Source organism: Rhodococcus sp. SJ-2 (genome assembly GCF_053750035.1).
Genome location: NZ_CM132340.1, coordinates 863,774 through 876,785 on the forward strand (window position 1 = coordinate 863,774; position 13,012 = coordinate 876,785).

General features: G+C 66.9%; 13 protein-coding genes. 2 read left to right on the forward strand and 11 right to left on the reverse strand.

All coding sequences use genetic code 11. The annotated features are described in order from the left end of the window. Positions 1–5: 5 nt before the first annotated feature. The 3 genes from ACSYG9_RS04070 to ACSYG9_RS04080 all read right to left on the reverse strand — a co-directional run bounded on the left by ACSYG9_RS04070 (position 6) and on the right by ACSYG9_RS04080 (position 2,546). A complete protein-coding gene (locus tag ACSYG9_RS04070) occupies positions 6–1,124 on the reverse strand; it encodes a glycoside hydrolase family 76 protein (RefSeq protein WP_440125933.1) in 1,119 nt (372 codons plus the stop codon). A 97-nt stretch (positions 1,125–1,221) separates the two neighbouring features. Beyond that, positions 1,222–1,833, reverse strand: coding sequence for a TrmH family RNA methyltransferase (locus ACSYG9_RS04075; RefSeq protein ID WP_440127529.1), 612 nt, complete (start codon positions 1,831–1,833; stop codon positions 1,222–1,224). Between the two features lie 86 nt (positions 1,834–1,919). Then, positions 1,920–2,546, reverse strand: coding sequence for a hypothetical protein (locus ACSYG9_RS04080; RefSeq protein ID WP_454841257.1), 627 nt, complete (start codon positions 2,544–2,546; stop codon positions 1,920–1,922). 95 nt (positions 2,547–2,641) lie between these two features. Here ACSYG9_RS04080 and ACSYG9_RS04085 point away from each other — a divergent pair, with 95 nt between their 5' ends. Continuing rightward, positions 2,642–3,088: a hypothetical protein gene (locus tag ACSYG9_RS04085; protein WP_440125935.1), complete on the forward strand. Its 447-nt coding sequence runs from the start codon at positions 2,642–2,644 to the stop codon at positions 3,086–3,088. 4 nt (positions 3,089–3,092) lie between these two features. Here ACSYG9_RS04085 and ACSYG9_RS04090 read toward each other — a convergent pair whose 3' ends face one another. The 8 genes from ACSYG9_RS04090 to clpB form a co-directional block, all read right to left on the reverse strand. After that, positions 3,093–3,812: a lysoplasmalogenase family protein gene (locus ACSYG9_RS04090; RefSeq protein ID WP_454841259.1), complete on the reverse strand. Its 720-nt coding sequence runs from the start codon at positions 3,810–3,812 to the stop codon at positions 3,093–3,095. Between the two features lie 25 nt (positions 3,813–3,837). Next, on the reverse strand, positions 3,838–4,965 hold the full coding sequence (galK, locus tag ACSYG9_RS04095) for a galactokinase (RefSeq protein ID WP_454842869.1): 1,128 nt from the start codon (positions 4,963–4,965) through the stop codon (positions 3,838–3,840). Next, the gene (gene galT / locus ACSYG9_RS04100; protein ID WP_454842871.1) at positions 4,965–6,011 is read right to left on the reverse strand and encodes a galactose-1-phosphate uridylyltransferase; all 1,047 of its coding nucleotides are present in this window, start codon (positions 6,009–6,011) and stop codon (positions 4,965–4,967) included. Before galT ends, galK begins: the two co-directional genes overlap by 1 nt. A 16-nt stretch (positions 6,012–6,027) precedes the next feature. Beyond that, positions 6,028–6,567, reverse strand: coding sequence for an orotate phosphoribosyltransferase (gene pyrE, locus ACSYG9_RS04105; protein WP_169687058.1), 540 nt, complete (start codon positions 6,565–6,567; stop codon positions 6,028–6,030). Between the two features lie 79 nt (positions 6,568–6,646). Beyond that, positions 6,647–7,282 (reverse strand): LemA family protein, encoded by a 636-nt coding sequence (locus ACSYG9_RS04110; protein WP_454841261.1) that lies wholly within the window; start codon positions 7,280–7,282, stop codon positions 6,647–6,649. A 93-nt stretch (positions 7,283–7,375) separates the two neighbouring features. Next, positions 7,376–8,035 carry a hypothetical protein gene (locus ACSYG9_RS04115; protein WP_454842873.1) on the reverse strand — a complete coding sequence of 220 codons (660 nt, stop codon included), beginning with the start codon at positions 8,033–8,035 and terminating at the stop codon, positions 7,376–7,378. Positions 8,036–8,063: 28 nt separating this feature from the next. Next, entirely contained in the window at positions 8,064–8,978 is a 915-nt protein-coding gene (locus ACSYG9_RS04120) for a DUF5666 domain-containing protein (protein WP_454841262.1), read from the reverse strand. Between the two features lie 72 nt (positions 8,979–9,050). Beyond that, positions 9,051–11,606: an ATP-dependent chaperone ClpB gene (gene clpB / locus ACSYG9_RS04125; protein ID WP_454841263.1), complete on the reverse strand. Its 2,556-nt coding sequence runs from the start codon at positions 11,604–11,606 to the stop codon at positions 9,051–9,053. 244 nt (positions 11,607–11,850) lie between these two features. On the opposite strand from clpB, the gene ACSYG9_RS04130 reads away from it, so the two are divergent. Next, complete coding sequence (locus ACSYG9_RS04130) at positions 11,851–13,011, forward strand: FAD-binding oxidoreductase (RefSeq protein WP_454841264.1); 1,161 nt, start codon at positions 11,851–11,853, stop codon at positions 13,009–13,011. Position 13,012: the final 1 nt, after the last annotated feature.

A 13,012-nucleotide genomic window follows, 5' to 3' on the forward strand; every position in this document is an offset into this window, starting at 1 on the left:
GTAGTTCAGGGAGATGCGACAACCGCGTTTGCGGCTTCCATCAGCATCCAGCCACCGAGTTGCACCGACAGGTCGCGTTCTGCGATCGACGATGAGCGCACGGTGCCTCCGGCGAACTGCGCGACTGTGCCCGACGAGCCCGGCAGTTTCGCGGGCTGAGCCCAGTCACTGCCGAACAGCGGCAGGCCTTCGATCTGCAGGCGGTTCTCCCACGCCGCATCTGCCGAGGCGAGCACGATGCGACGTGCCGTAGCTCGCGCTCGCACGTCGTCGGAGTCCTGCACCGGCAAGGTGGTCGCGACCACCGCGAGATAGCGCGCGAGGATACCGTTGAACAAGCCGCCGTCGCCTCCCCCACCACCTGTGACGATGCTGCGTTCGGTGAGTTCCTCGTCGACCGCGTCGACGAGTGCATGGACCCGTGCGCGATGACGCGGATCGTCGCATCGGGTCGCGAGTTCGGTTTCGACTCCGAGCACTACGCCCTGGCAGTACGAGTAGACGGCGCGTTCGAGCACACCGTGGCGGATTCCGTCGAGAACGAGTCCGCTGTCCGGATCGACAAGACGCTCGTGGATCCAATCGGCCATCTCTTGCGCGCGCTCCAGCTTGCCCGAGCGCGCGAGTAGCAGCGCTGCCGGACCGTTCGCGGGGGCGTTGAAGAAGTCGTCTCCGCGGCGCCACGGGATACCACCGCCGTGCTCGGGTTGCCACGCGTCGTGCAGTTCACCGACGAGGGTCGTGATCGCAGCGCCATGGTCGACGCGCAGGTGCCGCCCGGCGCGGTCGAGGGCCAGACCGAGCCAGGCCATGTCGTCGAAATAGTTGTTGGTCCAGCCTGTGATGTTGCGAATGCGGTGGCTGCGGGTCAGCTGCACGACGCGGCGCCGGCCGCGCTGGGTACCGTCGCCGGCCTTCGCGTGCCGCTCTGCTGCATCGACAGCGAGATCGATCAGGTGCGCCTGCCACCAGTAATGCCACGATCCGAAGATGCGCTCGCGCCGCGTCGCCGGCCAGCCGACGACACCGAGTTCGGTGCCGGGTAGTCCCCAAAGTCGACGCACGTGCCTGGCCACGACGGCAGCTTCGGCTGCATCCGCCCGGCCCGTCCACATTTCTGGCATGCAGTAATCATCCTCGTCCCACGACAGCGGCGTGGCCACACGGCCCGCGCTCATACATCCGCGCAGCCCGAGTTGGTGTTACTACCAGGCCGGACGACTACCAGGCACGGTCGAGGTCGGCGTGTTGGCCGATCCAGGCGTGCATGGCGATTCCTGCCGCGACACCTGCATTGATGGAGCGGGTCGAACCGAACTGTGCGATCGACACCGTCATGGTCGCCACCTCGCGCGCCCGCTCGGTCACGCCCGGCCCTTCCTGCCCGAACAACAGCAGGCAGTTGCGGGGCAACTCTGCCGTCTCCAGTGGCACGGAACCGGGGGTGTTGTCGACTGCGACGATGGTCAGATCGTGCTCGGCCGCCCAGTCGATGAGCGCATCGACGTCGGAGTGATGGTGCAGATGCTGATAGCGATCGGTGACCATCGCCCCCCGGCGGTTCCACCGCCGTCGCCCCACGATATGGACAGCAGCGGCCGCGAACGCGTTGGCGGTGCGCACGACGGTGCCGATGTTGGCGTCGTGCGCGAAATTCTCGATCGCCACATGCAACGGATGCCTGCGGGTGTCGATGTCGGCGACGATTGCGTCGCGCGTCCAGTACCGGTAGGCGTCGACGACGTTGCGCCGGTCTCCGTGTTCGAGCAGTTCCGGGTCGTACTTCGGGTCGGTGGGCGGGGGCGTGTCGAACTCGTCGGTCCACGGCCCCATACCGTGCGGGTGCTCCCCCCACTCGGTGGGTCCGGCAACAGTGAGCGGGTCCTGCTCCTGATCCGGTCTTTCCTGAGCCGCCACCGTCAGAACGTCTCGTTCGAGTCGGATGCCACGGTGAATCCGTGCCCGGTGCTGTCGTTGGTGCAGGTCACGTCGGCCTCGGTGGTCTCGCACGTGTAACCGAGCTGCGAGAGCGGCGATCCCGCGGGCAGTACCTCCGCAGATCCCTCGACGGGCAGGTAGACAGGCCCGCCCGAGCACAGGAATTCACCGGGACCGCTGTCGACGACGCGCATCCCGTGGCCCCAGTTGACGACGCAGCTCTCGGGCTGCGGCGGCACCGGATCCGTGACGCCTTCACAACCGGCTTCGGTACGTCCGGGGAGCTGCACGATGCCGCATGCGAATGCGCCGTCGGGGGTCGTGAAGTAGTAGGACTCGCCCTGCTCGAACGCAACGGCCTCCAACGTAGGCGGCACTTCGGGAGCCGGCTCGGTCGTCGTCTCCGCAGGCGCGAGCTCGGGGGCCGGCGCTTCCGTGACGGCCTCCGTCGTGGGAGCTTCGGTCGCGGTCGGAGCAGCAGTCACGCTCGAGGTTGCGGGCGTGGTGGAGGTTTCCCGAGCTGCGGCATCCGGTTCGTCTCCGGATCCCCCGCACCCGCTCAGCACAAGTACAGCACCCAACACAACCGCAGCGGACGACACACGCACCTTCACACCGTTCCCTCCGACGAACACAGAAAGTGCCACTCTATCGATCGGCGGTCGGAGCGCAGGCACGCGCTAGTCTGGGAGACGGAGGAGCCATGAAGCACACGCGCATCCTGCGCACGGTCGCATTCATCACGACCGGATACTTGATTCTGCTCTCGCTCTGGCTGAACCTCTTCTACCCGAACTCCGCCGAAGGCACCGAAGGATTCCAGGTGATGTTCCTGGTCTGCTTGTACGGTGCGGTGCTCGGCGCGGGCATGTTGATCGCCGATCGCACCACCCGCGAAGACCGGAAGATCGAACGCGACGGCCTCGAAGGCTGGGCCACGATCCGCTCCGCCACCCCACTCGGCTCTGTGGTCGGTCATGTGCAGCGAACCGAGCTGGATTTGGATCTGATGGTGCCCGGATCCGAGCCGTACAGCGGCAAGGTGGTGTTCGAGGCCGAACACCGCGACCTGCCGCGACTGACGGCCGGCCAGGTGGTCTCGGTGCTCGTCGACCCCGACGACCGCACCAGGATCCTGATCTTCCCCTGACGGGTCACCTGCGTCGGGCGAGCGCGAGCATCCCCTCGATCAGAAGCAACTGCGCACCCGCGTAGGTGGCGAGTACGAAACCTTCCGCCGCCGCCCGTGCGGACTTGCCTCTCAGCAGGGTCCGCCGCTCGACGATGGTGCCGTCGGACAGGGTGAAGACCAGCCCGCCGAGCCCGAGCCAACTGCGCCGGTCCGCGCTCGGAAACACGAGCCCGCCGGAGATCTTCGCACCGGGCGCGAGGGACGGGTCGGCAGCAAGTGTCGCGGTGGTCGCAAGCACCGTGCCGTACGCGGTGAGCGGCACTGCCAGCGAGCGACTCCGCCATCCGAGCAGGCAGGCGGCTCCCAGCACCGCGGGCACACGCTGTAGCACCGCGGTGCGGGTCGGGCGAGCACCGTGCCGGGCGAGCACCGTCGAGTACGACATCTGCATCACCGCGAAAGAGCCTGCACCGCGCAGGATCCGGCTGTCGTCGTCGGGGTCGATCATGAACACGTCGCCCACGGTCGCGGCAGTGAGACCTGCGAGGAGCAACGCGGTGTCGGCACGGTCGAGATCGCGAGAACGCCGCAGCACCCGGACGGCAAGCGACGGCGCAAGCAGCGGCTTTGCAGCTTTCTGCACCGCTTCGTTGCCCAGCGCTCCGCCGACCACCGTCGCCGCGCTCGCGGCCACGAACACGGCGTGCTCGATGCCCCATCTGTTCCGAGTGAACCAGCCCATGCGCGCACAGTACCCGGGTTGCGCATCAACAGCGGCGCGCACCATCGGACGGTGTGGCGCGCAGGAACACCGGCGACGGAAAGTCCCGGGCCGCGGCCGCCGCAGTCACCGACATCTGGATCCTCTGCACGTCGTTGTTCTCGCACAACGCAATTGCCGATCCCCCGAAGCCTCCCCCGACCATACGCGCGCCGAGCGCACCTGCCGCAGTCGCAGCGTCTACGGCGCTGTCGAGTTCGGCGCAGCTGACCTCGAAATCGTCGCGCAGAGACCGATGCGACGCGTCGAACAGGGGGCCGAGATCGCGTACGCGACCGGAGCGCAGTGCATCCGCGGCGGTACGGACGCGTGCGATCTCGGTGACCACGTGTCGCGCGCGGCGCTGCAACATCGCGTCATCGAGTGCAGATACGGATTCCACTTCGCGCAGTGGCCTACCCAGCAATCCGGCCGCTTCCTCGACGGCGGCTCGCCGTGAACCGTACTGACCGTCGACCAGGCGGTGCCCCGTCCCGGTATCGACGACCAGCACCGTGAGGCCTGCAGCAGCGGTGTCGACGGGGATGTGTTCGACGTGCCCGTCGGTGCAGTCGAGGAGCAACGCGTGGCCCGCCCTGCCTCTCAGTGCGATCTGCTGATCCATGCCGCCGGTCGGCGCCCCCACATAGTCGTTCTCCGCACGTACACACGCACGCGCGAGGACATCGCGTCCGTCGTCGTCCACGGGAAGTCCGCACATGTCGGCGAGCGCCAGCGCCACAGCCCCCTCGAGCGCAGCGGACGACGACAGACCCGCTCCCACCGGAACTTCCGACGCGATCGCGATGTCCGCCCCGCGAAAACCGGGTGGATCGAGCGACCGGATCACACCGGCGATGTACGCGCCCCATCCGTCGACGCGGTCGCCTTGCTCCACGTCGACGACGCCGAACCCGGGGCTGTACAAACGCAACCGCCCATCGGTGCGACGGCGCACCGCAGCGGCCGTGACCTGGGGAATAGCCATCGGGAGGCACAATCCACCCGCGTAGTCGACGTGCTCACCGATCAGGTTCACGCGACCGGGTGCACACCAGATGCCGTCCGGGCCGCCACCGAACTCCGTCGCGAACGTACGCGACGCCTCGTCGCACACCGCGCCATGTGGCGACATCACGGTGCGAGCTCACGCAGTCGTTCGGCGATGAGTTCGGGGGTCGTGTCGCTGATCCACGCGCCCATGGCCGATTCCGAAGCTGCCAGGTACTTGAGCTTGTCGCGTGCACGACGCAGCGAGAAGATCTGGCAGAACAACCGCCCGTACTCGCGTCCGTCCCCGACGGGCGCCTGATGCCATGCCGCGATGTACGGAACGCAGTCGAGGCCGTCGAAGAACCGGTCGATGCGTCCGAGTAGATCGCGGTAGGCAAGGGCGAGTTCGTCGCGTTCGGCGTCGACGAGCGCGGTGAGATCGGGGACGTCACGATGCGGCGCGAGGTGTACCTCGATCGGCCATCGCGCCGCATCGGGAACGTACGCGGTCCACCATTCGCCCGACCACACGACACGAGTCCCGGCGCGTCGTTCGGTGTCGAGGATGTCGCGCTGGAGCGACCGGCCGGTTCGTTCGTGGTGGTCGCGGGCGCGGGCGAGCAGCGTCCGCGTGCGCGGCGGGAGAAACGGGTAGGCGTAGATCTGACCGTGCGGATGTTCCAGTGTCACACCGATTTCGACGCCGCGGTTCTCGAAGCAGAACACTTGGGCCACCCCCGGCAGCGACGACAACGTCGCCGTGCGCGACGCGAGGACGTCGATGACAGTGCGGGCCCGTGTCGCGGTCAAGTCCGCGAAGCGGGCATCGTGGTCTGCGGTGAAGGCGACCACTTCGCAGCGGCCGCCCGAGGAGAACGCGGGGAAGCGGTTCTCGAAGACTGCGACGTCGTAGTTGTCCGCAGGGATTTCGGTGGAGGCGCCCGGGCGGGTCGGGCAGAGTGGGCAATCCGCGACGGAGGGGAGGAATGTGCGTTCCATGCGGTGCGCGGCGAAGGTCACCGGGTCTCCGGTGAGTGGGTCGATGCGGACCTCCGACGCCGCCACGACCGTCGGGAGTTCGCGACGGTCGTGTGCGACACGGGTGGCCGATCCCCCGACGTACGGTTCGGTGTCGTCGAAGAAGATCAGTTCGCGACCGTCCGCAAGGTGCGTGACGGTCTGCCGCATCCGTTGGTTCACGGTGTCAGGAGTTGTCGAGGCCCAGGTCGGAGAGGCCGAGCAACGACCGGTATTCCACGCCTTCCGCCGCGATGACCTCGTCGGCTCCGGTGGCGCGGTCGACGACCGTTGCCACACCCACGACGATCGCGCCCGCGTCGCGCAGTGCCTTGACTGCGGTGAGCGGCGAGTTCCCGGTGGTGGTCGTGTCCTCGACGACGAGCACTCGTTTGCCCACGACGTCGGGGCCTTCGATCTGACGCTGCATGCCGTGCGCCTTGGCTGCTTTACGGACGACGAACGCGTCGATAGGACGTCCGGGCGCGTGCATGACGGCCATCGCGACCGGGTCGGCGCCCATGGTGAGCCCTCCGACCGCGTCGAAATCCCAGTCGGAGACGAGGTCGCGCAGAAGTGAGCCGATGAGCGGAGCTGCACGATGATGCAGGGTCGCCCGACGTAGATCGACGTAGTAGTCGGCTTCCTTGCCCGACGACAACGTCACCTTGCCGTGCACCACTGCCAGCTCACGTACCAGTGCACTCAGTTCGTCGCGGTCGCTCATTTGCACTTCCTCACCGTCGTCTCGTCCACCGCCGGTGGCGGAACCGGCGCGAACGAGCCTAGTCGCTGTCGGTGCGTCCTCAGGCGGCGACGGTCCCCGAGTCCTTGTCGTCGCTTTCGACAGTGGTGGACGGCCGCATGTCGGGCCGCTCCTCGGGCACCGGAACCTCGGTCGCAGTATCGGTCACCAGACCGGCCGGTACCTCGAAGACTGCGACCGGCCGCACGCCGGCCAGCGTCGCGTACAGCGATGTCGGGAAGCTCGCCACCTGGGAGTTGAGCTTGTTCGCGAGATCGTTGTGGACACGAACTGCACCTGCAATGCGCTGCTCGCGAGTGTGCAGTTCGCGGGCGACCCGGATGAACGGCCAGTGGTTGACACCGTCGAGGACTCCGATGAGTTCGTGCAACGCGGCAGAGAGCGCGTTCTCGGTGGCCGCACGTTCGGGAAGATCGAGGCGTTGATCGCGCATCGCGATGGCGAGGGAGCGTGCTCCCACCACCGGGCTGATGCGGCTGCGTTCGACACCGGCGCCCGCCGATGCCGCGATCAGCGCGGGAATCAGGTCGTAGCGATCGTCGAGTTCGTTCAGGAGCAGATTCAGGCCGTCTCGGCGTCGGGTGCGAAGCGTCCGCAACCGGCGCATCCCCAGCCGTATCCAGAGCAGCGCAACGGCCACCACTGCCACAACTATCACCAGAGCCACAGGTGTCACGGCGTGAAATGTACAGACCCCGATCAGTTCGCACGACGAAGGATCCGGCGTGTCATCCGGGGCGTGTCCGTACCGTGACCTGACGAGCGGGGACTAGCGTTGCGCGGAGGGGCGTCCCGGGTCGTGGAAGCTGCGATCGACATCATCGGGGTCGACCACGGGCGGGAGGACATGCAAGATGCCCGACAGGCGCGCCACGGTCTCGATAGCCGCATCCCATTCGCGCCCGTTGCTTCCCACCGGGATCGAACCGAGGGTCCACGGCCCCTCGCTCCACAGCATCTGGATGTGCTCAGGGATCGCCTGGGTGAACGAAACCATCCGCTGGTCGCACACGCGACGGGCGATCTCGAGGTCGGTGGAGAACACGATGCGCGGGCCGATCGACCCGAGCAGATTCATGTCGGAATCCTTGGGAGGTGGCGTCGACTTGAGCCGCAGATCGATGTCGACGTCGGATCCGACCTTGCGGCGTACCGCGACGATGGTGGCGGTTTCCTCGATGTCGAACAGGATGAAATCTTCACCCCGGCGCACCCCGCGCACGACGTCTATCGCGCCCAGGTACTCCTGCTTGGCCAATGCCGCGCGATGCCAGTTGGAAGGCAGCCGCTCGTCGGAGTCGGTGTACTTGTACCCCTGGGCACGCGCCCAGATCTCCCGCACACGCCCGGACTGTTCCCTCCGCGTGCGGTCGACGTACAGGAGCGCGAGCGCGCCGAGAAGCGCGATCGCCGCCAGACCGAACCACATGAATGTCATCGCGATCAGCCTAGCGTCTTCAGTTGCCCGGGCTGCCGAACGATGGGAGCGACGCGCTGATGACGGTTTCGGCCGTCATCTGTCCGTTCTCGACGGGACTGCCTGTCGCGACCACCGTCGCGCCGATCTCGAGCGCCTCCGGAGACGACCCCCTCAACGTGATGATCTGGGTTTCCGGCGTGAACAACACCGTGGTGAGCGACCCGCCGATACCGCTGAGAGTGATGCTCGTGCCGTCGTTGGCCGTGATCGACCCGACGACGGCGCCGGTGCTCCCGATGGCCTCACCGAGTCCGCCGGGAAGCTGATCCAGCGGTAGCGCCGGCGCTCCGTCCGGCTCGGTGGCCGGTGGCGGTGTCGTCGTCGGTGCGGGTGGCATCGTTCGGGTCGTGGTCGGGCCGGTCGCGGCGGTGTCGGGCTCGTCGTCGCCTCCGCTCAGGAGGAAGCCGACGATCCCGCCGAGCACGATGAGGACAACTGCGGCGAGAGCCACCAGCCCCCAACGCGGACCACGGGGGGACTTCTCGGGCTCGGCCTGCGGCCCGTATCCGGGCGGGGGTGCGCCGGGCGGTTGATATCCACCGCCGGGGTGACCGGCCTGTGGGTACTGCCCCTGCACATACTGCGCCTGCGAGTAGTCGGCTGTCGGGTACTGGGCCGTCGGATACTGCGCGGTCGGATACTGCGCGGTCGGGGGCCCGCCCTGCGCGTACTGCCCCAGCGGTGCACCGAGCTGCTGAGTGGGGTTCGGTGGGGGCGCCGCCGAATCGAAGCGCGGGTCGTACTGCGGATACACCAGGGTCGGGTGTGTCACCGGTTGCCCATACGCTTCCGTCGGGTCGTCGGTGTGCAGTACGCGTGTCTCGTCGTCACCCGGCTCGTCGTGCGGATAGGCACGCTCCTGCGGTGTACGCGGATCGTTCGGATTCGTCATGGCATTTTCCAAGGTACCGATACGGGGCCGGTCCCGGTGGTCGTTGCCACCGGGACCGTCCCCGCACTGGTGTCAGACGCCGAGAATCAGACCGTCGGCATTGTCGGTGACGCCGACCTTGACGGTGTCGCCGTCGCGGACCTCTCCCGCCAGCAGCTTCTTGGCGAGCTGGTCGCCGATCGCCTGCTGGATGAGCCGGCGCAGCGGACGCGCACCGTACTGCGGGTCGTAGCCGCGGACCGCGAGCCACATCCGTGCCGCTCCGTCGACGTCGAGCGTGAGCCGACGTGCCTCTAGGCGCTTCGCCAACTGGTCGATCTGGATGTCGACGATCTTCTCGAGCTGCTCTTCCGACAGCGGATCGAAGATCACGACGTCGTCGAGCCGGTTGATGAATTCCGGCTTGAACGCCATCCGCACCGCCGCCATCACCTGGTCCTTGTCGCCACCCGCACCGAGGTTCGAGGTGAGGATGAGGATGGTGTTGCGGAAGTCGACCGTGCGGCCCTGGCCGTCGGTCAGGCGCCCGTCGTCGAGCACCTGCAACAGCGTGTCGAACACGTCGGGGTGTGCCTTCTCGACCTCGTCGAACAGCACCACCGTGTACGGACGACGACGCACAGCTTCGGTGAGCTGACCGCCCGCGTCGTAGCCGACATAGCCGGGAGGTGCGCCGACCAGACGCGCAACGCTGTGCTTCTCGCTGTACTCCGACATGTCGATCCGCACCATGGCGCGTTCGTCGTCGAACAAGAAGTCTGCGAGCGCCTTGGCCAGCTCGGTCTTGCCGACGCCGGTGGGTCCGAGGAACAGGAACGATCCGGTGGGACGGTTCGGGTCGGCGACACCGGCCCTTGCGCGGCGGACCGCATCCGAGACGGCCTGCACGGCCTCGGCCTGACCGACCACGCGGTGGCCGATCTCGTCTTCCATCCGCAGAAGCTTCTCGGTCTCGCCTTCGAGCATGCGGCCGGCGGGGATGCCGGTCCATGCAGCGACGACCTCTGCGACGTCGTCCGGGCCGACTTCCTCCTTGAGCATCACATCGCCGTCGGACGCCGCCCCCGACGCCTGCGCTGCGGACTCGAGCTTCTTCTCCAGTTCGGGGATGCGGCCGTAGCGCAACTCGGCAGCCTTGCCGAGGTCGCCGTCGCGTTCGGCGCGTTCCTCTTCACCGCGCAGCGCTTCGAGTTGTTCCTTGACCTCACGGACGGAGTCGATGGCGGTCTTCTCGTTCTGCCAGCGTGCGGTGAGCTGATTGAGCTTCTCGCGTTCGTCGGCGAGTTCACCGCGCAGCTTGTCGAGTCGTTCCTTCGACGCAGCGTCGGTTTCCTTCTGCAACGCCATCTCCTCGATCTCGAGGCGACGGACGATACGTTCGACGGTGTCGATCTCCTCGGGACGCGAGTCGATCTCCATCCGCAGCCGCGACGCGGCCTCGTCGACGAGGTCGATGGCCTTGTCGGGGAGGAACCGCGACGTGATGTAGCGGTCGGACAGGGTCGCGGCGGACACAAGCGCGGAGTCGGTGATGCGCACACCGTGGTGCACCTCGTAGCGCTCCTTGAGTCCGCGCAGGATACCGACGGTGTCCTCGACGCTCGGCTCACCGACGAGCACCTGCTGGAAGCGGCGTTCGAGGGCAGCATCCTTCTCGATGTACTTGCGGTACTCGTCGAGAGTGGTGGCTCCGACCAGTCGGAGTTCACCGCGCGCGAGCATGGGCTTGATCATGTTGCCTGCGTCCATTGCGGACTCGCCGGTCGCGCCTGCGCCGACGATGGTGTGCAGTTCGTCGATGAACGTGATGATCTGCCCGGCGGATTCCTTGATCTCGTCGAGTACTGCCTTGAGTCGTTCCTCGAACTCCCCGCGGTACTTTGCGCCCGCGACCATCGAACCGAGATCGAGGGAGATGACGGTCTTGCCGCGGAGCGACTCGGGAACATCGCCCGCAACGACACGCTGGGCGAGGCCTTCGACGATGGCGGTCTTGCCTACACCTGGTTCACCGATGAGCACGGGGTTGTTCTTGGTACGACGCGACAGGACCTGAACGACACGACGGATCTCGTTGTCGCGACCGATGACCGGGTCGAGCTTGCCTTCGCGGGCACGCGCGGTCAGGTCGGTCGAGTACTTCTCGAGAGCCTGGAAGGTTCCTTCCGGGTCGGCGCTGGTGACGCGTCCGGTGCCGCGCACCGTCGTGAACGCGTCGCGCAATGCCTCCGGGGTCGCGCCCTTGCCTGTGAGGAGCCGGGCGATGTCGGAGTCGCCGCTCGCGAGGCCGACGAGAACGTGCTCGGTGGAGACGAATTCGTCGGTGAGTTCGGTCGCGAGTTTCTGCGCGACGGACAGCGCAGCGATCGCTTCGCGGCCGAGTTGTGGTGTGGTGGTCGCGCCGGTCGCGGTGGGCAGTTTGTCGACGAGGTCGTGGGCCTCGCCCCTGATCTGGGCTGGGTCGACGCCGACCGCTTTGAGCAGCGGGCCTGCGATGCCGTCGGTCTGGTCGAGCAGTGCGACGAGCAGGTGAGCGGGCCGGATGTCCGGGTTGCCCGCAGCGGATGCCGACTGCAGTGCCGCCGTCAAGGCCGCCTGGGTTTTCGTCGTGGGGTTGAACGAGTCCACTACGGGCTCCTTCCGTTCTCGAGTGGGTCTGTGTCAATTCTGTACCCGCAGACTCCGGTCCGCGGGCACTCGATCGATTCAACGACCCCAAAGTTGAGTTTGTTCCACTCAACTTTCATCAAGTGAGTGATTCACATCACAATTATGACGTCCGGCTACATGTCCGGAACTCGCATGTGGCCGACCCACGAGGAAACGACTACAGTGGCGGCGTCCGAATTGGCGCAGTACGTGGGAGGATGGCGTGGAGGCGTTCGCCATCGCCCGAGTGCAACTCAGCTTCGCATCGATCACCGCAACCCCGACGGGGCCCGAGCGGCTCGCCACGGCGTTCTACACCGCACTCTGGAGCGAGACGTCAGGGACGCGCGAACTGTTCCCCGCCGGCATGGAGAACATGCGGCAGCGGTTCACGACCGCAGTCGGGTGGGCGGTCAACAAACTCACCGACGTGGACGGCCTGGACGCTTTCCTCGGCCAACTGGCCCGTGATCACCGCAAGTACGGAGTCCGACCCGAACACTTCCGCGCCGCCGGCCACGCACTGCTCACCGCGGTGCGCGAATGCACGCCGCTGATCCTGTGGACCGCAGCGCTCGAACGCACGTGGGCCGAAGTCATCGCGCACTTCACCGAGACGATGGCTGTCGCCGCAGCCGAGGACGATCTGCCCGCAGCATGGGGCGCCACCGTCGTCGGCCACGAACGAGTTCTCGCCGACCTCGCGATCATCCGGCTCGAAACCGACACCCCCATCCCATACCACGCGGGCCAGTACATGAGCGTCCAGATTCCGCAACGTCCCCAGATGTGGCGGTACCTGTCCGCAGCGATCCCTCCGAATCCCCAGGGGCAGATCGAATTCCACGTCCGACGCGTCTCGACGGGATGGGTCAGCGGGGGTCTCGTCAGCGAGGTCTCGGTGGGTGATCGTTGGACGATCGGCCCACCGCTCGGAGGCCTGCAGGTCGACCGTGACAGCGGCCAGGACGTGCTCATGATCGCGTCGGGCACCGGCCTCGCGCCGCTCCGCGCCCAGATCATGGAGATGGCGATGCGCGGCACGAATCCGCGCACCCACTTGTTCTACGGCGGGAACTACCCGTGTGATCTCTACGATCTGGAAACGTTGTGGCACATCGCCATGACCAACCCGTGGCTCACGATCACCCCCGTCACCGAGGAGCTGGAGAACCCGTATTGGCATCCGGTCCCCGTACGCGAGACACCGCGGGGTCTGCAGGAACCGATTCAGGGGAAGCTGGGCAAGGTCGTCGCAAGTTTCGGATCGTGGTCCGATCACCAGATCCAGATCGCAGGGTCGCCGTCGATGATCCGCACGACGCTGTACGCCTTGTCTGCCGGGGGCACGCCCCGGCAGAACATCAGCTTCGACCCACTGTAGA

Excerpts from the sequence above, each read along its gene's own strand:
- ACSYG9_RS04070 (WP_440125933.1), bottom strand. The coding sequence starts at position 1,124 with ATGCCAGAAATGTGGACGGGCCGGGCGGATGCAGCCGAAGCTGCCGTC.
- ACSYG9_RS04075 (WP_440127529.1), bottom strand. The coding sequence starts at position 1,833 with ATGGGGCCGTGGACCGACGAGTTCGACACGCCCCCGCCCACCGACCCG.
- ACSYG9_RS04085 (WP_440125935.1), top strand. The coding sequence starts at position 2,642 with ATGAAGCACACGCGCATCCTGCGCACGGTCGCATTCATCACGACCGGA.
- ACSYG9_RS04090 (WP_454841259.1), bottom strand. The coding sequence starts at position 3,812 with ATGGGCTGGTTCACTCGGAACAGATGGGGCATCGAGCACGCCGTGTTC.
- galK (WP_454842869.1), bottom strand. The coding sequence starts at position 4,965 with ATGTCGCCACATGGCGCGGTGTGCGACGAGGCGTCGCGTACGTTCGCG.
- galT (WP_454842871.1), bottom strand. The coding sequence starts at position 6,011 with ATGCGGCAGACCGTCACGCACCTTGCGGACGGTCGCGAACTGATCTTC.
- pyrE (WP_169687058.1), bottom strand. The coding sequence starts at position 6,567 with ATGAGCGACCGCGACGAACTGAGTGCACTGGTACGTGAGCTGGCAGTG.
- ACSYG9_RS04115 (WP_454842873.1), bottom strand. The coding sequence starts at position 8,035 with ATGTGGTTCGGTCTGGCGGCGATCGCGCTTCTCGGCGCGCTCGCGCTC.
- ACSYG9_RS04120 (WP_454841262.1), bottom strand. The coding sequence starts at position 8,978 with ATGACGAATCCGAACGATCCGCGTACACCGCAGGAGCGTGCCTATCCG.